At 73.4% G+C, this 23,480-nt stretch carries 26 protein-coding genes; 13 read left to right on the top strand and 13 right to left on the bottom strand.

What is annotated here, in order from left to right; all coding sequences use genetic code 11:
• Nucleotides 1–161 precede the first annotated feature (161 nt).
• From ACIBEA_RS26970 to ACIBEA_RS26960, 3 genes are all read left to right on the top strand, one after another.
• A complete protein-coding gene (locus ACIBEA_RS26970) occupies nt 162–1,010 on the top strand; it encodes a tryptophan 2,3-dioxygenase family protein (protein WP_399265147.1) in 849 nt (282 codons plus the stop codon).
• Nucleotides 1,003–2,250: a kynureninase gene (gene kynU, locus ACIBEA_RS26965; RefSeq protein ID WP_399265145.1), complete on the top strand. Its 1,248-nt coding sequence runs from the start codon at nt 1,003–1,005 to the stop codon at nt 2,248–2,250. Before ACIBEA_RS26970 ends, kynU begins: the two co-directional genes overlap by 8 nt.
• A 303-nt stretch (nt 2,251–2,553) precedes the next feature.
• Nucleotides 2,554–3,444 (top strand): alpha/beta hydrolase family protein, encoded by an 891-nt coding sequence (locus ACIBEA_RS26960; protein ID WP_399265143.1) that lies wholly within the window; start codon nt 2,554–2,556, stop codon nt 3,442–3,444.
• A gap of 19 nt (nt 3,445–3,463) precedes the next feature.
• Here ACIBEA_RS26960 and ACIBEA_RS26955 read toward each other — a convergent pair whose 3' ends face one another.
• Nucleotides 3,464–4,705, bottom strand: a complete 1,242-nt coding sequence (locus ACIBEA_RS26955; RefSeq protein ID WP_399265141.1) for an FAD-dependent oxidoreductase — start codon at nt 4,703–4,705, stop codon at nt 3,464–3,466.
• A gap of 73 nt (nt 4,706–4,778) precedes the next feature.
• Between ACIBEA_RS26955 and ACIBEA_RS26950 the strand changes: the two genes are divergently transcribed.
• The 5 genes from ACIBEA_RS26950 to ACIBEA_RS26930 all read left to right on the top strand — a co-directional run bounded on the left by ACIBEA_RS26950 (nt 4,779) and on the right by ACIBEA_RS26930 (nt 7,528).
• Nucleotides 4,779–5,519, top strand: coding sequence for a TetR/AcrR family transcriptional regulator (locus ACIBEA_RS26950; RefSeq protein WP_399265139.1), 741 nt, complete (start codon nt 4,779–4,781; stop codon nt 5,517–5,519).
• A 64-nt stretch (nt 5,520–5,583) separates the two neighbouring features.
• Complete coding sequence (locus ACIBEA_RS26945; protein ID WP_399265137.1) at nt 5,584–5,853, top strand: hypothetical protein; 270 nt, start codon at nt 5,584–5,586, stop codon at nt 5,851–5,853.
• Between the two features lie 109 nt (nt 5,854–5,962).
• Complete coding sequence (locus tag ACIBEA_RS26940; protein WP_399265135.1) at nt 5,963–6,766, top strand: DUF1906 domain-containing protein; 804 nt, start codon at nt 5,963–5,965, stop codon at nt 6,764–6,766.
• A gap of 85 nt (nt 6,767–6,851) precedes the next feature.
• A complete protein-coding gene (locus ACIBEA_RS26935; RefSeq protein WP_399265133.1) occupies nt 6,852–7,100 on the top strand; it encodes a hypothetical protein in 249 nt (82 codons plus the stop codon).
• A complete protein-coding gene (locus ACIBEA_RS26930; RefSeq protein ID WP_399265131.1) occupies nt 7,097–7,528 on the top strand; it encodes a DNA-binding protein in 432 nt (143 codons plus the stop codon). Before ACIBEA_RS26935 ends, ACIBEA_RS26930 begins: the two co-directional genes overlap by 4 nt.
• Before the next feature lie 106 nt (nt 7,529–7,634).
• On the opposite strand, the gene ACIBEA_RS26925 is transcribed toward ACIBEA_RS26930, so the two are convergent.
• Nucleotides 7,635–8,918 (bottom strand): adenylosuccinate synthase, encoded by a 1,284-nt coding sequence (locus tag ACIBEA_RS26925; protein WP_399265129.1) that lies wholly within the window; start codon nt 8,916–8,918, stop codon nt 7,635–7,637.
• 184 nt (nt 8,919–9,102) lie between these two features.
• Here ACIBEA_RS26925 and ACIBEA_RS26920 point away from each other — a divergent pair, with 184 nt between their 5' ends.
• Nucleotides 9,103–10,023 carry a diacylglycerol kinase gene (locus ACIBEA_RS26920; RefSeq protein ID WP_399265224.1) on the top strand — a complete coding sequence of 307 codons (921 nt, stop codon included), beginning with the start codon at nt 9,103–9,105 and terminating at the stop codon, nt 10,021–10,023.
• A gap of 30 nt (nt 10,024–10,053) precedes the next feature.
• Nucleotides 10,054–10,671 carry a hypothetical protein gene (locus ACIBEA_RS26915; protein ID WP_399265127.1) on the top strand — a complete coding sequence of 206 codons (618 nt, stop codon included), beginning with the start codon at nt 10,054–10,056 and terminating at the stop codon, nt 10,669–10,671.
• Here ACIBEA_RS26915 and ACIBEA_RS26910 read toward each other — a convergent pair.
• Both ACIBEA_RS26910 and ACIBEA_RS26905 read right to left on the bottom strand, forming a co-directional pair.
• The gene (locus tag ACIBEA_RS26910; protein ID WP_399265125.1) at nt 10,601–11,011 is read right to left on the bottom strand and encodes a VOC family protein; all 411 of its coding nucleotides are present in this window, start codon (nt 11,009–11,011) and stop codon (nt 10,601–10,603) included. The genes ACIBEA_RS26915 and ACIBEA_RS26910 overlap by 71 nt on opposite strands.
• An 81-nt stretch (nt 11,012–11,092) precedes the next feature.
• On the bottom strand, nt 11,093–11,587 hold the full coding sequence (locus ACIBEA_RS26905) for a GbsR/MarR family transcriptional regulator (protein WP_399265223.1): 495 nt from the start codon (nt 11,585–11,587) through the stop codon (nt 11,093–11,095).
• Nucleotides 11,588–11,658: 71 nt separating this feature from the next.
• On the opposite strand from ACIBEA_RS26905, the gene ACIBEA_RS26900 reads away from it, so the two are divergent.
• On the top strand, nt 11,659–12,684 hold the full coding sequence (locus ACIBEA_RS26900) for an ATP-binding cassette domain-containing protein (RefSeq protein WP_399265123.1): 1,026 nt from the start codon (nt 11,659–11,661) through the stop codon (nt 12,682–12,684).
• Nucleotides 12,681–14,255, top strand: coding sequence for an ABC transporter permease (locus ACIBEA_RS26895; protein ID WP_399265121.1), 1,575 nt, complete (start codon nt 12,681–12,683; stop codon nt 14,253–14,255). Before ACIBEA_RS26900 ends, ACIBEA_RS26895 begins: the two co-directional genes overlap by 4 nt.
• A 39-nt stretch (nt 14,256–14,294) precedes the next feature.
• On the opposite strand, the gene ACIBEA_RS26890 is transcribed toward ACIBEA_RS26895, so the two are convergent.
• A complete protein-coding gene (locus ACIBEA_RS26890; RefSeq protein WP_399265119.1) occupies nt 14,295–14,711 on the bottom strand; it encodes a nuclear transport factor 2 family protein in 417 nt (138 codons plus the stop codon).
• Between the two features lie 153 nt (nt 14,712–14,864).
• Between ACIBEA_RS26890 and ACIBEA_RS26885 the strand changes: the two genes are divergently transcribed.
• A complete protein-coding gene (locus ACIBEA_RS26885; RefSeq protein WP_399265221.1) occupies nt 14,865–15,338 on the top strand; it encodes a MarR family winged helix-turn-helix transcriptional regulator in 474 nt (157 codons plus the stop codon).
• A 25-nt stretch (nt 15,339–15,363) separates the two neighbouring features.
• Here ACIBEA_RS26885 and ACIBEA_RS26880 read toward each other — a convergent pair whose 3' ends face one another.
• The 8 genes from ACIBEA_RS26880 to ACIBEA_RS26845 form a co-directional block, all read right to left on the bottom strand.
• Nucleotides 15,364–16,620, bottom strand: coding sequence for a cytochrome P450 (locus ACIBEA_RS26880; RefSeq protein WP_399265117.1), 1,257 nt, complete (start codon nt 16,618–16,620; stop codon nt 15,364–15,366).
• A 26-nt stretch (nt 16,621–16,646) separates the two neighbouring features.
• Complete coding sequence (locus ACIBEA_RS26875) at nt 16,647–17,306, bottom strand: response regulator (RefSeq protein ID WP_399265115.1); 660 nt, start codon at nt 17,304–17,306, stop codon at nt 16,647–16,649.
• Nucleotides 17,303–18,622, bottom strand: coding sequence for a sensor histidine kinase (locus tag ACIBEA_RS26870; protein WP_399265113.1), 1,320 nt, complete (start codon nt 18,620–18,622; stop codon nt 17,303–17,305). The genes ACIBEA_RS26875 and ACIBEA_RS26870 overlap by 4 nt, the downstream gene beginning before the upstream one ends.
• A gap of 87 nt (nt 18,623–18,709) precedes the next feature.
• Nucleotides 18,710–19,381: a response regulator gene (locus ACIBEA_RS26865; RefSeq protein WP_399265112.1), complete on the bottom strand. Its 672-nt coding sequence runs from the start codon at nt 19,379–19,381 to the stop codon at nt 18,710–18,712.
• A complete protein-coding gene (locus tag ACIBEA_RS26860) occupies nt 19,378–20,694 on the bottom strand; it encodes a histidine kinase (protein ID WP_399265110.1) in 1,317 nt (438 codons plus the stop codon). Before ACIBEA_RS26860 ends, ACIBEA_RS26865 begins: the two co-directional genes overlap by 4 nt.
• Before the next feature lie 10 nt (nt 20,695–20,704).
• Entirely contained in the window at nt 20,705–21,907 is a 1,203-nt protein-coding gene (locus ACIBEA_RS26855; protein WP_399265108.1) for an acyltransferase, read from the bottom strand.
• Entirely contained in the window at nt 21,900–22,859 is a 960-nt protein-coding gene (locus ACIBEA_RS26850; RefSeq protein ID WP_399265106.1) for an alpha/beta hydrolase, read from the bottom strand. Before ACIBEA_RS26850 ends, ACIBEA_RS26855 begins: the two co-directional genes overlap by 8 nt.
• Before the next feature lie 184 nt (nt 22,860–23,043).
• Complete coding sequence (locus ACIBEA_RS26845) at nt 23,044–23,448, bottom strand: nuclear transport factor 2 family protein (RefSeq protein WP_354380745.1); 405 nt, start codon at nt 23,446–23,448, stop codon at nt 23,044–23,046.
• Nucleotides 23,449–23,480: the final 32 nt, after the last annotated feature.

The raw sequence follows: 23,480 nt of genomic DNA, 5'->3' as shown, positions 1-23,480 counted from the left end.
CCGGTGCTCCCGGGCCCGCCGGGGAGGGTGTGAAGGTGGTCACTCTCCACTGGCGGGCCCCGTGGGGCCCGGGCCTATGATGCGAACAGGGGACCGGAGCTCCACTCACCCAGCAGGAAGGGGCGGACCGCTACCCGGAAGTTCATATCGAGGAGACAGCGATGTCGGAATCCCTTGATGCCTCCGGAGTGGGCGGTTCGGAAACCCCGAACCTCGACTTCGCCGGCACGACCCCCTACGAGGACTACGTCCAGGCGGACGTCCTCACCCACCTCCAGCACCTGCGCTCCGACGACCCGGGCGAGATGGTCTTCCTGGTCACCACCCAGGTCATGGAGCTGTGGTTCACGGTCATCGTCCACGAGTGGGAGACCGCGGCCCGCGCCCTGCGCGAGGACGAGATCCCCGTGGCGATGGACGCGCTGAAACGTTCCCTCCGCGAGCTGGAGGCCCTCAACGCCTCCTGGCGCCCCCTCGCCCAGCTGACCCCGGGCCAGTTCAACTCCTACCGCGCCGCCCTCGGCGAGGGTTCCGGCTTCCAGTCCGCGATGTACCGCCGCATGGAGTTCCTCCTCGGCGAGAAGTCCGCGTCGATGCTGGTCCCGCACCGCGGCGCGCCGCGCGTCCACGCGGAGCTGGAGAAGGCGCTGGCCGAGCCCAGCCTCTACGACGAGGTGCTGCGCCTGCTCTCCCGCCGCGGCCTGCGGATCCCCGCCTCGGTCCTGTCCCGCGACCTGACCCAGCGCTACGAGCCCTCCCCGCTCGTCGAGGCCGTCTGGACCGAGCTGTACGCCGACCCGGACGCCCACGGCGACCTGCACCGCCTCGGCGAGGTCCTCACCGACGTCGCGGAGCTGGTCTGGCGCTGGCGCAACGACCACCTGGTCGCGACCCGCCGCGCGATGGGCGCGAAGACGGGCACGGGCGGCTCGGCCGGGGTGACCTGGCTGGAGAAGCGCGCCACGAAGAACGTCTTCCCGGAACTCTGGACGGCCCGCAGCCATGTCTGAGACCCCGACGACCTCGGCGAACGCGGCGAACGCGGCGAACGCGGCCGCGGCCGCCCTGCGGGCCCGCGCGGCCCGACTGGACGCCGAGGACGAGCTGGCCAAGCTCCGCGAGCGCTTCACGCTCCCCGAGGACCTCGTCTACCTGGACGGCAACAGCCTCGGCGCCCTCCCGGCGGGCGTCGCCGCCACGACGGCGGACGTCGTGACCCGGCAGTGGGGCCAGGAGCTCATCCGCTCCTGGAGCGAGGGCACCTGGTGGACCGCCCCCGAACGCATCGGCGACCGCATCGCCCCCCTGATCGGCGCGGCCCCCGGCCAGACCGTGGTGGGCGACTCCACCAGCGTCAACCTCTTCAAGGCGCTGGTCGGCGCCGCCCGCCTGGCGGGCGAGGGCCGCACCGACCTGCTGGTCGATGCGGCCACCTTCCCGACCGACGGCTACATCGCGGCCTCCGCGGCCCGGATGACCGGTCTGCGGGTCATACCCGTCGACCCCGACCGGGCGGCGGAATCGTTCGGCCCGTCCACCGCCGTGGTCCTGCTCAACCACGTCGACTACCGCACCGGCCGACTGCACGACCTCCCGGCCCTCACCGCGGCGGCCCGCGCCGCGGGCGCGGTCACCGTCTGGGACCTGTGCCACAGCGCGGGCGCCCTGCCGGTGGAGCTCGACGAGAACGCGGTCGACCTCGCCGTCGGCTGCACGTACAAGTACCTGAACGGCGGCCCGGGTTCCCCCGCGTACCTGTACATCGCCGCCCGCCACCAGCAGGACTTCGATTCGCCGCTGCCCGGCTGGAACGGTCACGCGGACCCCTTCGCGATGACCCCCGGCTTCAGCCCGGCCGAGGGCGCGGTCCGCGGTCGGGTCGGGACCCCGGACATCTTGTCGATGCTGGCCCTCGAAGCGGCCCTGGACGCCTGGGAGGGCGTGACGGTCGAGGCCGTCCGCGCCAAGTCCCTGGCCCTGACCGACTTCTTCCTGGAGTGCGTGGCCGCGTACGTGCCCGCGGGCGCCGTCGGGTCGGTCACGCCGGCCGCGCACGCGGAGCGCGGCAGCCAGGTGTCGCTGCGGACCGAGAACGCCTGCGCCGTCATGGCCGAGCTGATCGCGCGCGGCGTCGTGGGCGACTTCAGGGCGCCCGACGTCCTGCGGTTCGGCTTCACCCCGCTGTACGTCGGTTTCGCGGACGCGGAGCTGGCGGCCCGGACGCTGGGGGATGTGCTGACGGCGTCCTGAGGAACGTCATGAGGGGCGTCATGAGGAACGTCCTGAGGGGCGTCCCTCAGGACGTACGTACGGACGTACTGAGGGACGTACCCCGTCACACGGGTCGCATATACGGGTGATGTCCGGGCGAAACGTCACGGCAAGGGGGCGGGCGGGGCTACGGCCGCGCCCGCCCCCGCGTGTGCGCCCCGTACGCCCGGGGTGGCACGGAACAGCAGGTTCCGGCCTGATACGGTCCCGCTCTGCCCGGAACACATGTACCCGCCGGCTCTGCTGTCCCCGCTGTCCCACGCGTTACCGGAGGTTGAGCTGATGACGGACCCCGCAGTGGAACGTGACGCTGCCGAGGCCGAGTCGGCCTTCTCCCACCCGCCGGTCGCTCCGGACGCCACCGCCGCCTACGGCGAACACCCCGACCAGGTCATCGACTTCTACGCCCCCCGCGCCCCGGGCCCGGGCCCCGCGCCGCTCGTCGTCGTCCTGCACGGTGGCGCCTGGCGCGCCCCGTACGACCGCCACCACATCACCCCCTTCGCGGACTTCCTGGCCCGCCGGGGTTTCGCGGTGGCCAACGTCGAGTACCGCCGCGGCAGTTCCCTGCCGCACCAGAGCGCGTCCCCCGGCAGCGGCGACGGCCCGGTCGCGGGTCGTTGGCCGGAAACCTTCGACGACGTGGCGGCCGCGCTGGACGCCCTGCCCGCACTGGTGGCGAGCGCCCTGCCGGGGATCGACCCGCGCCGCATGGTGATCACCGGCCACTCGGCGGGCGGCCACCTCGCCCTGTGGGCCGCCGCCCGGCACGTCCTGCCGGCCGGTTCCCCCTGGCGGCTGCCCGCGCCGCCGTCGCTGCGCGGCGTGGTGGCGCTGGCCCCCATCGCGGACTTCACCGAGGCCGAGGCGCGCGGCGTCTGCGGCGGCGCCTCGGCCCAGCTGTTGGGCGGCCCCGAGCACTTCGCGGCCCGCCTCCCGTACGCCGATCCGGCCGCCCTCCTGCCGACCGGCATCGCCACGGCCGTCGTCCAGGGCCGCGACGACATCGTGGTCCCGCACGAAGTGTCGGAGGCGTACGTGGCGGCCGCCGCGCACGCGGGGGAGACGGTCGGCCTGACGATCCTGGACGGCGTCGGTCACTTCCCCCTCATCGACCCGGCCGCGGACGCCTGCGCGGTGGTCTCGGAGGAGATCGCCCAACTGGCCTGGTGACCGCGCCGCCTGCCCGGGATCAGGCCGTCCCTCCGGGCAGGCGGAAGCCGTCGAAGAGGTCGTCCATGCCGCGCAGCGCCAGGCGGGCGGGCGTGGCGCGGACCGCGAGGTCGCGGGCGGCCGCCGCGAGCGGGTTGCGCAGGGCGCCCAGCCGGCCGACCCGGCGGGCCCGCACGCGCACGGCGTCGGTGCGCGCCAGCCGGGCGGAGGTGTACGCGGCGAGCGCGGCCGGGACGGGGTCGGCGCCCCTCCCTGCGGGCGCGTTCCCCGCAGGAGCGTTTCCCTCGGGCAGCAGGTGGGCGAGGACCACCGCGTCCTCGATGGCCTGGCAGCCGCCCTGGCCGAGGTTGGGGGCCATGGCGTGGGCGGCGTCGCCGAGCCAGGCGATCCGGCCGTGGTGCAGGCGCGGGAGCGGGGCGGCCAGGTCGTAGAGGTCGTTCTGGAGGACGTCGGCGGGGTCGAGGCGGTCGATGCGGTCCAGCAGGGCCGGAATCGGGTCGTGCCACGCGCCGAAGCGCCGGCGGAGTTCGGCGCGGGGGTCCGCCGACCGGGTGCCGGCCGGGGCCGGCGCGGTGGCGTAGAGGTACAGCCGGCCGTCGGAGAGCGGGGTCAGGCCGAACCGTTCGCCCCGCCCCCAGGTCTCGCTCATGGCCGCCACCCGCAGCTCGGGGGCGTCCACGATGGTCCGCCAGGCGGTTTCGCCGAGGTAGTGCAGACCGGGGTGGGCGGGGAAGTGCGCGCGGCGCAGCGGGCTGTGGATGCCGTCGGCGGCGACGACCAGGTCCGCGGAAAGGTCCGGGCCACCCGCCGTACGGACGATCGCCCGGCCCGCGTCCCCGTCCGCCGCGTCCCCGCCCACGGCGTCCCCGTCCACGGCGGTCACGGCGGCCCCGTAGCGCAGGGCCCGCGGCGGGAGGGCGCCGGCCAGGGCGGTGGTGAGGGCCGAGCGCGGGACGGCGAGGGGGGCCACGCCGTAGCGGGCCGCCATGTCGGCGGTGGCGGTCCGGGTGAGCCACCGCCCGTCGGAGCGGCGCGCCCCCATCGTCGCCGGCACGTGGCCGCCGGCGGCGCGGGCGGCGTCGACGCCGATGGCGTCGAGCGCGCGCAGGGCGTTGGGGGCGAGGCCGATGCCCGCGCCCGTGACGGGGGGTTCGGGGGCGCGTTCGCAGACGGTGACCTGCCAGCCCCGGCGGTGCAGTGCGACGGCGGCGGTGAGGCCGCCTATCCCGGCCCCGACCACCACCGCGTGACGTTGCGACATGGAACACCCATCCCCTCGTCCAAGCGCCCTCTACATCCGTAGAGCCGTCACTCTACAGCTGTAGAGTGGGTCCATGTCCATCCCCACCCCCGACCGAGCGACCCCCGACGGCCCCACCCCAGACGGCCCCACCCCAGACGGCCCCGCCCCCGACCGCCGCACCCTCATCGCGGACGCCGCGATCGCCACCGTGGCCGCGGCGGGCCTCCGGGGGCTCACCCACCGCGCGATCGACACCGCGGCGGGGCTGCCCGCGGGCAGCACGTCGTACTACTTCCGCACGCGCACGGCACTGATCGGCGCCTGCTACGCGCGCATCGAGGAGCGGGACCTGGCCGACTTGGCCGACCTGGTCGAGCTGGACGGCCTGGCCGACCTGGTCGAGCCGGCCGACCTCGACGGCGTGGACGACCTCGCCGCCACCCACGCCGCCACCCACGCAGCCGAGCGGCCCCGCCCGCCCTCGCGGGACGAGGCCGCGGCCTCGCTCGGCGCGCTGCTGCACCACTGGATGACCGCGGGCCGTGAGCGCCAACTCGCCCGTTACGAGCTCAGCCTCGAAGCCGCGCGCACGCCCGAGCTCGCCGCCGCCCTGCACCGGACGGGCCTGGCCGCCCGCGCCCGGGCGGCAGCCGTCGTCGCGGCGCTGGGCGCCGCCCGGCCCGAGGAGGCCGGCGAACTGCTGGTCGCCTGGACCGACGGCGTGCTCTTCGACCGCCTCGCCGGCGCGCCGGCCCGCACCCGGCCCGCACCCGACCCCGCGGAACTCACGGCCCTCGCCCGCCGCATGCTCGACGGGGTCCTCGCTCCCTAGGCCGTCCGGCGGCCGCCGGAAAATTCCGGGCGGGATCGCCCCTCCTTGCCTACGCTCGGCGGCGATGAAGAGACGTCTGCAATTCACCGAGCAGGTCGCCCGGTTCGTCGACCACTACATGCCGGCCACGGACCGGGACGTGTTCACGGGGATGGTCGACCGGATCCTGGAAGACCCCGAGTGCGCGGGCACCCACCTCGTCTACACGGACGACCCCGTGACGCGTGGGATGTGGGAGGGCCACGTGAACCTCGAATACGTCGTGACCTGGCATTTCGTGGTCGTCATCGAGGTCGACATCTACGACGCGGCGCGCGGCTTCAACGAGTTCTAGGGGCGTGACGTCAAGGCGCGCCCCGCTCGTCCCCGGAAGGGGTGAGCGTGCGCCGACACGCCGTGGCGGTCCCCCACTTGGCGGCACCGGGGCGGCAGGGTCCCGGTCAGTGCGCACCCTTCTGCGGAACCTCGGCCTGAGCGCCGCCTCCCTCGCCCTGCTCGGCATGACCACCCCCGCGGCCGCCCCGCCGCCGACCGAGGTGATCCACGGCCTCGGCTTCGACGCCTGCGCCGCGCCCCCCTTGAAGGCCATGCGGGCCTGGTACGGGACGTCCCCCTACCGGGCCGTCGGCATCTACGTCAGCGGCGGCCAACGGCACTGCGCGCAGCCGGAACTGACCGCCGAGTGGGTCCGTCGGGTACGGGCCATGGGCTGGCGGCTGATCCCCGCGCACGTCGGCATGCAGGCGCCCTGCAACGACTACCCGCACAAGACCCAGCGCTTCGCCCCGGCCCGCGCAGCCGACCAGGGCCGGGCCCAGGCCCAGGAGGCCGTACGGGCGCTCACCGCGCTCGGCATCGGCAAGGACAGCCCGGTCTACCTGGACATCGAGTCGTACGCCGTGAAGGACGCCCCCGCGGAATGCGGCCGGGCCGTCGTCGACGCGGTGGTCGGCTGGACGCGGGAACTGCACGCCTCGGGCTACCGCGCCGGCTTCTACTCCAGCCTCGGCTCCGGCGTCCGCGACCTGGCCGAAGCGGCCCGCGCGGGCCGCTCCCCGCTCCCGGAGGCCCTCTGGTACGCGCGCTGGGACAAGCAGGACTCGACGGCCGACCAGGGCCCGCTGACCGCCGACCTGTGGCCGAAGGACGCCCGCATCCACCAGTTCGCGGGCAACGTCCAGGAGACCTGGGGCGGCGAGACCCTCACCATCGACCGCAACCGCCTGGACGGCCCGGCGGCGCGGTAGCCCGGACGTTCCCCGGATCACCGGGTGGGGTGATCCTTGCGCTTTCCCCTCCCCTACGGGGCGCATACCGTCATATGCTCGAACCATGTCGGGAACCACACGCATCACCGTCACGCTGCCGACCGAGCAGGTGGAGGCCCTCAAGGGGCTCACGGACAACATCTCCGGGTATGTGGCCGAGGCCGTAGCCCGGCAGATCCGGCACCACCTGCTCGGCGATGATCTGAGGAGCTACCAGGAGGAGCACGGGGCCTTCACGGAGGAAGAGCTGGCTGCCGCGAGAGCGGAGCTGTTCGACCAGCCCGAGACTCAGGTGTCGGCGCAGGCAGCATGACCGAGTCCGTCGGGACGGTGTCCGTCGGGACGGTGTCCGTCGGGACGGTTGTTCTCGACTCCCAGGGCCTGTCGGCGTGGATCACCCAGGACCGCAGGATGTGGGCGCGGTTCGCCCTTTACCACTCGTTGGGTGCGCAGATGGTCGTCTGTGCCAACACGATCGTCGAGGTCGGCCATGACCGCCTGAACGAGGCGAAACTCAAGTGGGCGCTGTCGCGTGCGAGGGTCGAGCCCGTCACCGAGGCGTCCGCCAAGGCCGCCACGCGGCTGCTGAAGGCGACCGGTCTGCACGGCCACAAGTACGCGATCGACGCGACGGTCGCCGAGATGGCGCTGCGACAGCCCGGCCCCGTGATCCTGCTGACCTCGGACGTCGACGACATGACGAAGCTGTGCGGGGGCAGGGTCCGGATCATCGGTCTCTGACCGCCGAGTGACGACGGTGCCCCACGCGCCGAGGGGCGGACCGCACGCAGCGGTCCGCCCCCCGGGCGTCGTACAGGGTGGCGGCCGGGTCGGGCCGCCGGTCCGGCTACAGGAACGAGTTGATCTCGATCGTCTCGGTGCGGCCGGGGCCGACGCCGATCGCGGAGATCGGGGCGCCCGACATCTCCTCCAGGGCCTTGACGTACGCCTTGGCGTTCTTCGGCAGCTCGTCGAAGGTCTTGGCCTTGGTGATGTCCTCGGACCAGCCCGGGAAGGTTTCGTAGATCGGCTTCGCGTGGTGGAAGTCGCTCTGCGAGTAGGGCAGCTCCTCGACGCGCTTGCCGTCGATCTCGTACGCCACGCAGACCGGGATCTCTTCCCAGCCGGTCAGGACGTCGAGCTTCGTGAGGAAGAAGTCCGTCAGGCCGTTCACGCGGGTCGCGTAGCGGGCGATCGGGGCGTCGAACCAGCCGCAGCGGCGGTCACGGCCGGTGGTGACACCGCGCTCGCCGCCGATGCGGCGCAGCGCCTCGCCGTCCGCGTCGAACAGCTCGGTCGGGAACGGGCCGGCGCCGACGCGGGTCGTGTACGCCTTCAGGATGCCGATGACGCGCGAGATCTTCGTCGGGCCGACACCCGCACCCGTGCAGGCGCCGCCCGCGGTCGGGTTCGAGGAGGTGACGAAGGGGTACGTGCCGTGGTCGACGTCGAGCAGCGTGCCCTGGCCGCCCTCGAAGAGCACGACCTTGTCCTCGTCGAGCGCGTTGTTGATGATGAGGGTGGTGTCGGCGACGTAGGGCTTGATCAGCTCCGCGTACCCGAGCATCTCCTCGACGATCTGGGCGGCGTCGATCGCGCGACGGTTGTACAGCTTCGCCAGGAGCTGGTTCTTGCCCTCGAGCGCCGCTTCGACCTTCTGGGTGAGGATCGACTCGTCGTAGAGGTCCTGGACGCGGATGCCGACGCGGTTGATCTTGTCCGCGTACGTCGGGCCGATGCCACGGCCGGTCGTGCCGATCTTCCGCTTGCCGAGGAAGCGCTCGCCGACCTTGTCGAGGGTGACGTTGTACGGCGTGATGAGGTGCGCGTTGCCGCTCAGGAGCAGCTTGGAGGTGTCGATGCCGCGCTCGTTCAGGCCGCGCAGCTCGGAGAGCAGGACGGCCGGGTCGACGACGACACCGTTGCCGATGACCGGGGTGCATCCAGGCGAGAGGATGCCGGAAGGGAGAAGGTGCAGTGCATACTTCTGGTCGCCCACGACGACCGTGTGGCCGGCGTTGTTGCCACCCTGGTAGCGCACTACATAGTCAACGGATCCACCGAGCAGGTCGGTGGCCTTTCCCTTGCCCTCGTCACCCCACTGAGCTCCGAGCAGCACAAGAGCGGGCACAGGCGTACACCTCTTCCGGATGGGGCATGTCCAAGGTCAGGGGGCGTACGACGATGTACACCGCAGGCTGAGCCGTCGGACCGGTACCCCGGAATAGACGAAGGCCCTGGCGCAATAGCGCAAGGGCCTCTTGCACAAAGATGCTACCCGAGGAAGGACCGAGGTGTCGGCTCCAGAGCCCACCATGAGCCATGCGGGCGCGCCGGTAGGCGGCCTGCTCGTGCTCGTCGACCCGGTCGCCCGCCGCCTCGACGGCGAGTCCGTGCGGATCGCGAAGGATGTCTTGTCGGCCGGGGCGGCAGCGAAGATCTGCCTCCCCGAGAGTCTTGAGGAGTTCGCGCGGGCCCTTGCCCGCCGGGGTCATCGGCAACCCGTGATCGTGGGTGACGACCAGGCGCTGGTGCGCGCCGTGGGGTTGTTGCACCGGCGCCGCGAGCTGGCCGACGCGTCGCTCGCGCTGGTGCCCGTGGGCGCCGCCCCGTCGCTGTCGCTGGCGCGCTCCCTGGGCGTGCCGGTGGGTGCGGTGGCCGGGGCGCGGGCCGTGCTCGACGGGGTCGTGCGCGCCCGTGACCTGCTGGTTGACGACAGCGACGGGGTGGTGCTGGGGGGTCTGCGGATCGTCGGGGCGGGCGCCGCGCCCGTCGGTGCGGCGGGGCGCGCGGGACCGCCCGGTTCCGCTTCCGCTTCGGGTGCCGTGGCCGGGCTCGCGGTGGCGCGGGCCGCCGCGCCGGGGGCGCCCGGGCGGCCCGGAGCGCCGTCCGTGTGGAGCGCGTGCCGGTCGCTGGTGCGGACCCTGGTGCGGCCGCCCGTGGGGCGCGGGGCCGCGCCCGTCCAGCGGCTGCGGCTGCGCGTGGAGGCGGACGGAGTGCTGGTCAGCGACGTGGACCAGGCGGTCGCGGACGTGGCCGTGGTGGCGCGCGACGGATTGGTCGAAGTCGTTGTCCGGATGGTGGACGCCGGGCCCGCGGTGATCGGGCGGGGACTGTCCGTCACGGTTTCGGGGGCGGACTTCCGCTACCGCGCCGACCACGCCGACACCGGCCCGGTGCGGCGCCGCACCTGGACCCTGCGACCGGCGGCGTGGGGGCTCACACTGCCCCGGTGAGGGCGGCCGAGCCGAGCCGGAGGGGGACGGGTGACAGTGGGTGACGGCCCGACGCCGGACGGCCCGACGCCGGACGGCCCGGAGCCGGACGAGGAGGCGCCGGATGATGCGGCGCTGCGCGAGGCCGTGGGCGAGTGGCGCCGGGACGCGCTGCTGCTGTGCCTGCTGCCGGTGTTCTGGTGGCCCGCGGTGGCCGGGTGCGCGCTGATACGGCCGCGGGCCGTGGGGGCGCTGCTGCTGGTGGTGCTGCTGAGCCCTGTGGTGCTCGGGGTGCGCGAGTTGTACGCCGCCCGGGGGGCCGGGAGCGCACTGCCGGCCCCGGCCCACTGGAGGCCGTACCGGATCACGGTGCGCCGGCGCGGGCTGCGGCCCCCGGTGCTGCTCCTCGGGGAGGGACGGCTGGTGGTGGCGCTGGGCCCGCTCGGCCACCGCGTCGTCCCGGCGCGGCCCTGGCCACCGGGGTCGGCGGTGGCGGCGGACGGGGTGCTGTGGTGCGCGGGGGACCCGGGGCCGGGGGCGCGCTGCCTGGTGTGGGCGCCGGGGGCGCGGCGGCTGGGGCGCGGACGGCTCCGCCCGGTCACGCCTCCTGGAGGTTCAGCTGCCAGGAGACGCCGAAGCGGTCGTTCACCCAGCCGAAGCGGGCGCTGAACCCGTACGAGCCCAGGGGCATCAGCTCCGTGCCCTCCTCGGCCAGGGCCCCGTAGAGGCGCTCCAGCTCGGCCCCGTCGTCGCACTCGACGAAGAGCGACACCGCCGGGGTGAAGCCGAAGGCGTGCTTCACGTGGCTGTCGATGCAGGTGAAGCGTTGCCCGGCGAGCGCGAAGGTGGCGCGCAGCACCGTGCCCTCCTCGCCCGGGCCTTCGGGGCCGTAGCGGCGGATGTCGACGACCTCGGAGTCCTCGAACAGCGAGGTGTAGAAGGTCAGGGCCTCCTCCGCCCGGCCCTCGAACATCAGGAACGTGGTGATCTTCTGCGGCATCGAGGCCATGGCGCGCCGTCCTCCGGGTGGATCGGTGGGGTCTGGGGCGTCTACGAGCGTTCACGGGCGTCCAGCAGCGCCTGGGGGCGTCTACAGGTCCAGCGTGGCGCGGTGCACGCGCCACCGGTCCATCATGGCCAGCATCTCGCCCTGGAGGAACTCGAAGAAGGCCGCCGTCTCGGCGATGCGGGTCCCGGCGGGGGTGTCCGGACCCAGGCCGGCCGCGCCCTCGCGCAGGGTCCGCTCCCAGAGGGTCAGGACCTGGTCGCGGCGGGTGAAGGTCTCGTACCAGAGCTCGTTGTGCAGGACGTAGCGGTCGCGCCGGGAGCCCGGCTCGCGCTCCCGGCTGACCATGTTGACCTGGGTGAGGTAGCCGACCGCGCCCGATACCGCCGCCGGGCTGATCTGTAGGGCCAGGCTCAGCTCGGCCGAGGTCATCGCGCCGCCGTCGCTGGCGAGCAGCGCGGCGAAGACCCGCGAGGCCATGCGCTGCATGCCCGCCTCGGTCAGCTGGGAGGCGAAGCGCTCCACGAAGCGGGAGACCGCTTCCTCGTCGCGCGCGCCCGTGTCCGTCGTCGTTTCCATGTCCGCCACGCTCCCGACTTTACGCGATTTCCAATCTTCACAAATTCATGAAAGTAGCGTACGTTCGGAACATGACGAAGGCCATCAGCGTCGCCGGGCTCCACAAGTCGTTCGGCCGCACCCGCGCACTGGACGGTCTCGACCTCGCGGTCGAGACCGGTGAGGTACACGGCTTCCTCGGGCCCAACGGCGCCGGGAAGTCCACCGCCATCCGGGTCCTGCTGGGTCTGCTGCGCGCGGACTCGGGCACGGCCGAGCTCCTCGGGGGCGATCCCTGGGCCGACGCGGTCGCCCTCCACCGCCGCGTCGCCTACGTGCCCGGCGATGTGACCCTGTGGCGCAACCTCTCCGGCGGCGAGGTCATAGACCTGTACGGGCGGCTGCGCGGCGGCCTCGACGAGGCCCGCCGGGCCGAGCTGCTCGACCGGTTCGAGCTCGACCCGACCAAGAAGGGGCGTACCTACTCCAAGGGCAACCGGCAGAAGGTCGCGCTCGTCGCCGCCTTCGCCGCCGACGTCGACCTGTTGATCCTCGACGAGCCCACCTCCGGCCTCGACCCGCTGATGGAGGAGGTCTTCCAGGGCTGCGTCACCGACGCGCGCGCCGCCGGGCGGACGGTGCTGCTCAGCTCGCACGTCCTCAGCGAGGTCGAGACCCTCTGCGACCGGGTCAGCATCATCCGCAAGGGGCGCACGGTGGAGAGCGGCACCCTCGCCGAGCTGCGCCACCTCACCCGCACCTCGATCACCGCCGAGCTGACCACCGCCCCGAACGGACTCGCGCAGCTGCCCGGGGTGTACGAGGTCGAGGTGCGCGAGGTCGAGGTGCACGAGGTCGAGGTGCATGGGCCGGGGCATGGGCATGGGCCGGCCCATGGGCAGGGCCTGAAGGTCCGGCTCCAGGTCGATACGGACGAGCTGGACGCGGTGGTGCGCGCCCTCGCCGCATCGGGGGTCCGCTCCCTGACCGCCACGCCGCCGACGCTGGAGGAACTCTTCCTGCGCCACTATGCGGAAGCGGGTGCCGGGGGCGATCCGGGCTCTCCGGGCACTCCGGGCTCTGCCGGCGTCGGCGCGGTGGCCGGAGGTGTGCGATGAGGAATCAACTCGCCGGCACCGGAAGCCTGCTGCGCCTGGCCCTGCGCCGCGACCGCGTGCTGATGCCGGTGTGGATCGGGGTCGTCTCGCTGCTGGTCCTCAGCATGCCCGCCTCGCTGGAAGCGACGTACGCGACGGCCGCCGAGCGGGCCGGGCTGCTCGTCACCACCAACGCCAACGGGTCCCTGCGCGCCCTGTACGGGCCGGTCTTCGGCGATTCGATCGGCGCGCTCAGCGCCTGGAAGGGCGGGGTCTTCGCCGGCCTGTGCGCGGCCGTGATGAGCCTGGTCATCGTGGTCCGGCACACCCGCGAGGAGGAGGAGAGCGGCCGTCAGGAAATGCTCTGCGCCGCCATGGTGGGGCGCCGGGCCCCGCTGACCGCCGCGCTGCTGGCCGCCCTCGTCGCCAATGGGCTCGTCGCGGTGCTGGTGACGGCCGGGCTGTCGAGCCGGGGCGCGGGCGGGGCGCTGGCGCTGGGGGTCGGGCTCGGCGCGACCGGGTCGCTCTTCGCGGTGCTCGCGGCGATCGCCGCGCAGCTCACCGAGAGCGCGCGGTTGGCCAAGGGGCTCACGGGCGCGCTGCTCGGCGCGGCCTTCCTGCTGCGCGCGGCCGGCGACGCGGGTCGGGTCGCCGGGGGATCGGCGCTGACCTGGGCCTCGCCGCTGGGCTGGTTGGAGAACGTACGGCCCTTCGCCCGCGAACGCTGGTGGGTCCTGGGCCTGTTCGCCACGGCCGGCGCGGTGCTGATGGTCCTCGCGTACGTGCTGGCCGGGCGCCGGGACCTGGGGATGAGCTTCCTCGCGGCCCGGCCGGGGCCCGCGCGCGGACGGCTCGGCGGGGTCTGGGCGTTGGCGTGGCGGCTCCAGCGGGGGAGCGCGCTGGGGTGGGGCGCCGCCTTCCTCGTGGCCGGTGCGAGCTTCGGCGCGATGACGGACGGCGTGGCCCAACTGGTAGGGGACAACGAGAGGACCCGCGAGATCATCGAGCGGATGGGCGGTCAGGGTGCGATGGCCGACTCCTTCCTCGCGGCGATGGCCGCGCTGCTGGCGATGGTGGCCGCGCTGTACATCGTGTCGTCGGTGCTGCGGCTCGGCGGCGAGGAGAACGCCCAGCGCGCCGAACCGCTCCTGGCGGGCGCCGTCGGCAGGCTCGCCTGGGCGGGCGGCCACCTGGTGATCGCCTTCGGCGGATCGGCGCTGGTCCTGGCCCTGGGCGGGCTCGGGCTCGGCCTCGGGCACGGGCAGGACGTGGGCGCCGCGGTGGGGGCCTGCCTCGCGCAGCTGCCGGCGGTCTGGGTGCTCGGAGCGTTGGCGGTGCTGCTGTACGGCGCGCTCCCGCGGTTCGCGGTGGCCGCCTGGGCGGTGGCCGGGGCGGTGCTGGCCCTCGGCTGGGTCGGTCCGGCGCTGAACCTCCCGCGGGCGGCCCTGCGGCTCTCGCCCTTCGCGCACCTGCCCCGGCTGCCCGGGGCCGGGGCCTTCGAGTGGATACCGGTGCTCACCCTGACCGCGGTGGCGGCCCTGCTGACGGTGGCTGGCCTGGCCGCACTGCGCCGCCGCGACGTGCTCGCCTGACGGCGGCGCCGGGCCCGGGCCTGCGGGGGCGGGCGGGGCTCAGCGGGCGCTGCCGAGGTCCCGGTCGGCCTCGCTGCCGCTCAGCATCAGGGTGGTCTCCTCGATGCGGCGGAAGCGGCCGTCGGCGGCGAACTCCCCGAAGAGGTAGACCTCCATGTGGACGGTGGAGCCGTCCTTCTTGGTGGCGCGGACGGTGTGGCGGTCGGCGTACAGGGTCCCGTTGGTCAGCTCCTCGTGGACCTCGACGCTGCCCCCGGCGAGCACCGTGCGCAGGTGGGCTATGTGCGCGGTGAATTCGGCGCGGTCGGCCCAGCTGCCGTCGGTGCGCTGGCGGTAGTCGGGGGCGAAGTGCCGGTCTACGGCGATCTGGAGGTCGAGCTCCGGGGCGAAGAGGAGGTCGGCGAGGGCCGTGCTGATGTCGGTGTTCTGGGGGGCGCTGGTGTCGATGCTGCTCATGGTGTCCTCCACGGGGCAGGTCCGAAGACAGGCATTGCGTGCGTTGCGCACGCTTATGAAGAGGAACATAACACGGACTGCGTGCGCAACGCACGCTATTCTTTGGGTGTGGACAACGAGCCGGAGCACGAGACGGGCAACACGACGGACAGCGTGAGGGGCGACGCGCCGGACGACGCGCGGGACGACGCGACGGGTCACGCGGTCGCCGACGCCCTGGGGGAGCTGCTCAAGCGCACCCTCCGGGCCGGCCTGTACCAAGCCCTGACGGACAACCTCGGCGAAGCCGTCGACGAGGTCACCTACCCGGTGCTCAGCGGCCTGGCCCGGACCGGCCCGTGCAGCGCCGCCGACCTGGCGGTCGCCGTGGGCCTGGATCGCTCCGGCGTCAGCCGGCGGGCCTCCCGGCTCGAAGCCGCCGGCCTGGTGCGGCGCGAGCCGGACCCCTCCGACCGGCGGGCCGTGCTCCTGGCCCTGACGGAGGAGGGGGAGCGCACGGTGGAGACCATGCGCCGGCGCCTCGCCGACCGGATCGGGGCCACGCTGAGTTCATGGCCGCAGGACGAGGCGCGCGCGTTCGCCCGCCACCTGCGCAGGTTCGTCGACGAGGGCCCCTTCGGGGCGTAGGCCGCCGCGCGGGACCGCGCGCCCGTCAGCACTCGACGAGTAGCTCCCGGAGCCCCCGGATCACGTAGCCCTCGCGCCATTGCGGCTCGCGCACCAGCCGCAAGGGCGGGACCGCGGGGTCGAGCAGGGCCCCGAAGGAGGCGGTCAGTTCCCGCCGGGCGAGCGGTGCGCCCAGGCAGTAGTGGATCCCGGCCCCGAAGGTCAGGTGCGGATTGTCGGTCCGCCCGAGGTCCAGCGCGTCGGGGTGCGCGAAGCGCGCCGGGTCGCGGTTGGCGGAGCCGAAGAGCAGCGCCACCTCCGCGCCGCGCGGGATGAGGGTGTCGCCGACCTGGATGTCGTCGAGCACCCAGCGCTCGAACATCTGGAGCGGTGTGTCGTACCGCATGAGTTCGTCCACAGCTGTGGACAACTTTTCGAGACCGCCGATTCCGCGGCCGCCGCTGCCGGGGCCCTGGGTGGCGGCAACGTCGTCGCGCAGCCGTGCGAGGGCGGCCGGATGGCGCAACAGGGTCCACCAGCCGTTCGCGGTGGTGTTGACCGTGGCCTCGTGGCCGGCGTTCAGCAGCAGGACACAGGTGGAGATCATCTCCTGTTCGCTGAGCCGACCGCCCTCCTCGTCGTCGTGTGCGGCGATCAGCGCGGAGATCAGGTCCGGGCCGGGGGTCTTGCGGCGCTCGGAGATCAGGTCGCGCAGGTACGCACTGAACTCCAGGCTCGCCCGGACCGCCCGCGCGGCGCTCTCGGGTCCGGGATTCAGCTCGTACATCCCGCAGATGTCCGCCGACCACGGCCGCAGCGGCCCGCGGTCCGCCTCCGGGATCCCGAGCAGCTCGGCGATCACCGCCACCGGCAGCGGTTCGGCGACGGCGCTGAGCAGGTCCCCGCCGCCCGCGGCGACGAACCGGGCGGTCAGCTCCCGGGCGAGCCGCTCCACGGCGGGCGCGAGCCGCTCCACCGTGCGCGGGGTGAACGCCTTCGCCACGAGCCGCCGCACCCGTGCGTGCGCGGGGTCCTCCAGATCCAGCAGGCCGTTGCCGTTGAGGACATGGAACGGTTCGTGCTCCGGCGGTGGCGCGCCGCGCCCGAACTCCTCGTGGCTGAACCGGTGCAGGTACGTCCGCCCCAACCGCCGGTCCCGCAGCAGCGCACTCACGTCGGCGTAGTGCGGGATCAGCCACTGCCCGGTGGCCTCGCACCACACCGCCCGCCCCCGCTCGCGCAACGTCCGGTAGGCGGGGTAGGGGTCGGCGACGAAAGCGGCGTCCCACGGATCGAAGTCCACCCCCGTACCTTAGGCAGCGCCACCCCCTACGCGGGGGAGACCAGGCGGGTCTCGTAGGCGTAGACGGCGGCCTGGGTGCGGTCCCGCAGCCCCAACTTGACCAGGACCCGACTGACATGGGTCTTGATCGTGGACTCCGCGACCACCAGGCGGTCGGCTATCTCGGCATTGGACAGCCCCTGGGCGATCAGGATCAGCACCTCCGTCTCCCGCTCCGTCAGCTCCTCCACCATCCCCGGATCCGCCACCCGGGGCGTCTGCGCGAGCTTCGCGAACTCCACGATCAACCGCTTGGTCACCGAAGGCGCGAGCAGCGCCTCACCGGCCGCGACCACCCGCACCCCGTCCGCCAGTTGCCGGGCGGACGCGTCCTTGAGGAGGAACCCCGAGGCCCCGGCCCGCAGCGCCTGGTACACGTACTCGTCGAGGTCGAAGGTCGTCAGTACCAGCACCTTCGCGTTGGCGTCCGCCGCGACGATCTGACGCGTCGCCTCCAGACCGTTCATCACCGGCATCCGGATGTCCATCAACACCACGTCCGGACGCAGCGCGGCCACCTGCTCCAGGGCCTGACGGCCGTCGACCGCCTCCCCCACCACCTCGATGCCCGGCATCGCGCCCAGCAGGACGGAGAAACCCTCCCGGACCATCATCTGATCGTCGACGATCAGCACCCGGATCGTCATGCCGACTCCTCCGCGGGCCGGTTGCGCACCGGTATGAACACGGCCACCTCATACCCGCCGCCCGGTGTCTGCCCGGCCGTCATCTCCCCCTCCAACATGGCCACTCGCTCCCGCATCCCGGTGATCCCGTGCCCCGCGCCCGGCGACGGCCTGACGTCCCCGACCGCCGGGCCATTGACGATCCGCACTCCCAGCCCGCCCAGGACGTACGACACCTCGACCCCGGCCGCCGCACCCGGAGCGTGCCGCAGGGTGTTGCTCAGCGCCTCCTGGACGATCCGGTACGCCGACAGCTCCACCCCCTGGGGCAGCTCGCGGACCGAGCCCGTCACCGTCTTCTCCACGGTCATCCCCGCCTCCCGCACATTGCCCAGGAGGCCGTCCATCGAAGCCAGCGTCGGCTGCGGGGCGTCCGGCGCCTCGTAGTCCGCGGACCGCACCACGCCCAGCACCCGCCGCAGCTCGGTGAGCGCCGCCACCGCGTTCTCCCGGATGGTGGCGAAGGCCGCCTCCAGCTCCGGCGGCGGGTTCTCCACCCGGTACGGCGCGGCCTCGGCCTGGATCGCCACCACCGACATGTGGTGCGCCACCACGTCGTGCAGCTCGCGGGCGATCGTCGTCCGCTCCTCCAGCAGGGTCCGCCGGTCCCGCTCGACCGCCGTGACCTCCTGCTGCGCCGTGACCTCCTGCGCGGCCGTCGTCCGGATGTGGCGGACGCTGACCGCCAGGAGGACGAAGGCCGAGAGGAAGACCATGGGCATGGTGCCGATGTTGTGGCCCCGACCGAGCAGGACGCTGAGCACGATCCCCGCAGCCGTGCTCACCGTCCACATCCAGGCCGCGACCCGCGGGCCGGTCCGGATCGCCACGACGGTCAGCACGGTCATGTGGGCGAAGAAGGAGCCCGGCGACCACGGCCAGAGCACGCTGGCGGACTGGAGCACGGCCAGGACCCCGGTGACCGCTATCTGCGCCCAGAACGCCCCGATCGGCCGCACCAGCGTCATCACGACCGGAGCGGCAGCCAGCAGCCCGATCACCAACGTGCGCAGGGGCGACTCGTAGGAGACGTCGCGCCCGGCGTTGAACAGCACGAAGAACGCGATCAGCGTCACCACGGCATGGGGCGCGAAGGCGGCCTCCCGCCGGATCCGCGAGGGGAGCCGGCGGATCAGCGGGCCGTCCAGCCGCAGCGGGGCGAGCGGCCGGTAGGCGAGGGCATCGGTGAACAGGTCCCGGCGCAGGCTCTGTATGAAGCCCGACGCCAGCCGGATCTCAGGGGTCCGGGGGGCTGCCCCGGTGGTCGTCTCGGTCACATACCAACCGTAGGTTGCCACCCCCCTCGTCCGCGTCGCCGCTGATGGGGACTTATAAAGCTCCCTCTCAAGTACTACGCGGCGCCGTCAGTAACCCGACGGACGGATCAGGCCCGTTTCGTACGCGAAGACGGCGGCCTGGGTCCGGTCCCGCAAGCCCAGCTTCACCAGGATCCGGCTCACATGCGTCTTCACGGTCTGCTCGGCCACGATCAGGTGCGCCGCGATCTCGCCGTTGGACAGGCCCTGGGCGATCAGCGACAGGACCTCCGTCTCCCGCTCGGTCAGCTCCGCGAGCCGCTGCTTCGTGGGTGCGCGCGGCGCCCCCAGCCGGGAGAACTCCGTGATCAGCCGCTTCGTGATGTTCGGCGAGAGCAGTGCTTCCCCCGCCGCGACCACCCGCACCGCCTCGGCCAGCTGGTCCGCCGAGGCGTCCTTGAGCATGAAACCGGAGGCCCCGGCCCGCAGCGCCTCGTACACGTACTCGTCCAGGTCGAAGGTGGTCAGCACGAGCACCTTGACGGTGGACCCCGGTGCCCCGGTCACCGCCGCCGTGGCCTCGATCCCGCCCATGCCCGGCATCCGGATGTCCATCAGGATCACGTCCGGAGCGAGTGCGGCCGCCTGGTCGACGGCGTCGGCGCCGTCGACCGCCTGGCCGACCACCTCTATGTCGGGCTGCGCGCCCAGCAGCACGCTGAAGCCCTGCCTGACCATCATCTGGTCATCGGCGATCATGACCCGGATCGGAGTGGTCATCGGTCTCTGTTCTCCTTGGCGAAGGCGTTCGGCGGTGGATCCAGCGGGAGCGTCACGCTCACCTCGTACCCGCCACCGGGCCGTGGTCCGGCGGTCAGTTCACCACCGAGCATGCCCGCCCGCTCCCGCATGCCCAGCAATCCGTGCCCCGCCCCCGGTGAGGGCGGGGCCGGCCGGGTCGGCGCGGAGTTGGCGACGCACAGGTGCAGGTTGCGCGGCCCGTAGGCCAGGCCGACCTCCACCCGGGAACCGGGCGCATGCCGAAGACAGTTGCTCAGGGCCTCCTGCACCAGCCGGTACGCGGTCAGTTCGAGCCCGGGCGACAGCGCCCGCCGCTCGCCCGCGATCTCCGTGGTGATCTCCATCCCGGTGGCCCGAACATTGGCGACGAGTGCGTCAAGTTCGACCAGGGTCGGCTGCGGGTGGTGCGGGTTCGCCGGATCGTCCGGATGCTCCGAGCGCAGCACGCCCAGCACCCGGCGGAGCTCGGTGAGAGCCTCCAGCGCATTGCCGCGGATGCCCGCCAGGTTGTCCTTCAGCTCCTCGGACGGATTCTCCGCGAGGTGCACGGCGACCTGCGCCTGGATGGAGATGACCGACATGTGGTGCGCGACGACGTCGTGCAGCTCCCGGGCGATCCGACTGCGCTCCTCCAGCAGCGTCCGCTGCGCGCGCTCCGCCTCGGTGAGGGTCTCCTGCTCCACCAGCCGGCCGCGGGCCAGGCGCAGCGCGCGCAGCAGGGACCCCAGGACCCCGGCGAACCCGAGGACCAGCAGCGACTCGACGATGGTGGACCCGGCCAGCGCCGGACCGAAGCCCACCTCGGCGGCCACGGTGAGGGCGACGGTGGTGCCGACGACGGACGCGGTCACCCGCGGCGGCACGCGCAGCGCCACCAGCAGCACCACCGGGGCCATGGCGAACACCCCGATGGGGATCCACGGCCAGGGCTGCCCCACCGGCACGTTCGGGTGGATGGCGACGGCGATGCCCACCGCCGCACCCAGCGCCAGCCACCAGCCCACCATCGGCCACCACATCGTCACCAGGATGGAGACGCCCGTCAGCGCACCCAGCAAGGGAGCGGTCTTGTCGTGTATGTCGTACGCCCCGCTGACCTGGGCGACCACGATCGAGCTGAGCAGGTAGGCCACGTAGCCGAGCAGCACGTGCGGCAGCCGGGCCAGCCAGCGGGTCCGGCCCCATCTCGGCAACGGATCCCGGCGCGTGCTGAGCAACTCCTCGGGCAGGGTCAACAGCATGGCGCGGACCCTTGAAGGGCGTTCGCCCACGGAGTCGATCTGCTCTGTCACGACGCTCACCCTAGGCACGGGCGGTGCTCCGCACGGGAGCGGCTGCGGTGCCTCCGGTGCGCACGATGCGCGAGGTGCCCGACGAGCGCTTCTTGCGGCCGCCCTGTTCGACGGTGCGGAAGACGGCCCACAGGAGGAGCAGGGCGAGCCCGAAGACCGGCAGCCACACCAGCCGGGCGGCCATCCACCAGGGGGAATCCGCGACGGTGTGCAGACCGGGCAGGTCCACCCCGCCGAGCAGGCCGAGGGCCGTGACGGACATCATCGCGCTCTGGTGCCAGAGGAAGACCGTCATCGCGGACAGGTTGACCAGGGCCACCGCGGCCCAGGCCGCCGGCCTCCGCATGACCCGCGCCAGCGGCTCCCTGACCAGCAGCGCCAGCGCGCACTGCGCCAGGCCGAAGGCGACCGCGGCCAGCGTCGGAGGGCTCAGGTTCGAGATCGCGGCCCCCGGAACACCCACCATCGACGCCGGGTACCCACCCCACACCACCAAGGCCACCGTGGCCGCGCCCGCGCCGACCAGCATCAGGGCCGCCGGGGTGCGCCGGGCGAAGGCGCCTCGCGCCCACGCGGCGCCCAGGGTGTAGGGCACGAGCCACCCGGCCAGCACATTGACCCAGCCGATCCAGGCGGGCCCGTCCAGGGCGAACCGCCACAGGTCCACCAAGGCGACGACGGCCAGCGGCCACAGCGGGTTCAGCCGGGCCACCAGGGGGGTCAGCGCCGTGAGACCGGCGAAGACCAGCAGGAACCACATCGGGGACAGCACCAGGGTCACCAACCCGTGGACCGTGCCCGACGCGACACCGGTGCCGAGCAGCACGCCCACCACGACCGTCCACACCAGGAGCACCGCCGCGACCGGACGCAGCAGCCGTCCCAGCCGTCGCCCGAGCCACTGTCCGTACGACACCCCGCTCGCCCGGGCCGCGGCATGGCTCAGCGCCCCCACGTGCCCCCCGACGAGGAAGAAGAGGGCCAGCGTCTGGAGCACCCACGAGATCGGCGCGAGCCACGGCATGGCGGACAGCGGGCTGCTGGTGCGCAGGCCGCCCCCGGCGGGGTGCAGCGAGGTGACCAGCCAGTGGCCCAGGACCACCCCGAGGATCGCGACGGCACGCAGCGCGTCCACGGCCCGGTCCCGGCCGGCGGGGGTGGCGGCGTCGATCCGGCGGACCAGGACGGCCCGGCGGGCACGAAGCTCAAGCATGAGAAGCCTCCGTGGGAGCGGTGGTGCCCAGGACGATCCGGGCCAGGCTGTCGAGCGAGGTCGTGCCGCGGCGGAGGTAGTCGCTGTGTCCACCGGTGCCGGCGGCGAAGGAACGGGCGCCGAACGCCGGGTCCACGGGGTCCACGCCGAAGCCGATCCCGGCGATGCGCGTGTGCGGGACGTCCGCGATCCAGTCGTCGCCGCCGCGCCCCGCCCACACCCGGGCGGCGGTGGGCAGCTCGCCGGCGGTGTCGGCGCCGGTGCCCGGGCTGCCGTACAGCGCCATGTCGGTGACCTGCGGCCCGGTCTCGGTCCGGGCGCACACGACCGAACCGTAGGAGTGGCACAGCAGCGACTGCCGTGCGCCGCTGCCGCTCAGGCGCTGCAACTCCGCCAGGAAGGGGGCCAGCTTCCGCGCCCCGTCATCGGCGCGGGCCGTGGTCAGGACCGTCGTGCTGACCGTGCCGGGGGTGTCGTACCCGAGCCAGGCGACCACGGCGGAGCGCGGATGCTCGGCCTGGAGGCGCTGCTGGAGGGCGAGGGCTCCGGCACGGAACCTCTGATAGGTGTCGAGGGTGGTGTCCGACCCGGGGACGAGGACCGCGATCCGGTCCGCCGTCGCCAGGTCGCCCAGGACCTCGACGGCCCGCCCCGTCCCGTGCCCGTCGAAGGACAGGAACCGGGCCGTACCGCCCGCCGTCATGGCCCGCAGCTTCGCGGCCCGCTCCACGCGCCCCGCGTCCGCCGCCATGCGGGCCGCCTCGCCGAGATCCGCGAGGTTGGCGGCGTACCGCTCGGAGGCGCTCGTGCCCTCGGCGAAGCGGGCGGCCGCCGGAGCGGGCACGTCGGGGGTGGTGGCGGCGGACACGGGGAAGACGACCGCGGCGGCTATCAGCCCGGCGAGCAGCGTGCGGCGCAGTCGAGCGGGGAGGCTGTTCGCGCTGGGCAGCATGGCGGTCTTCCTTCGATCCAGAGGGGGGTGTTGTCTCTGGTACCGAAGTTATGAACCGAGCCCTGTCGTCAGCGTCCCGCCAGAGAGGTGGGTTTCCGCGTAGCTCTCAGGTATGACGTGGGTGACACGGCACGCCACGGCACGCCACGGCCCGGCCCGGCACGACACGCCCGCTCCGCCCCGCTCAGTCCGCCACCAGGGGCTCCACGTACCCCGCACGCCAGCGCGGCGCGGGATCCTGGCCCGGGCTGGTCCAGTACTCCCGTGCCTCGACGATCTCCCCGGCGCGCACGGTCCACAGGGACACCGCCCGGTACACGACGTGGTCCTGCGGGATCTCCACCTCGGTGACGACGAAGTCCCCGTCGGCGAGGATCCGCAGCACCTCCACGGAGCGCGCGTCCCCGTCCGCGTCCGCGTCCGCGGCGCCGTCGCTGTTCACGGCGATGAAGTTCGCGCGCCCGACGATCCGCTCCCCGCTGACGGGCCACTCGATGACCGCGTCCTGGGCGATCAGCTCGCCGACTCCGTCCCAGTCGCGGGCCTCGATCCGCTCCCACAGTTCTGCAACTACGTTCAACGGCTCCATGTGCCGCAGTGTGCGACGCCTGTGACCTGGGC

The sequence above is a fragment of the Streptomyces sp. NPDC051555 genome (assembly GCF_044454405.1).
Classification (GTDB): Bacteria; Actinomycetota; Actinomycetes; order Streptomycetales; family Streptomycetaceae; genus Streptomyces.
The sequence above is the reverse complement of the archived record's forward strand: the minus strand, read 5'-3'. Positions and strand labels throughout refer to the sequence as shown.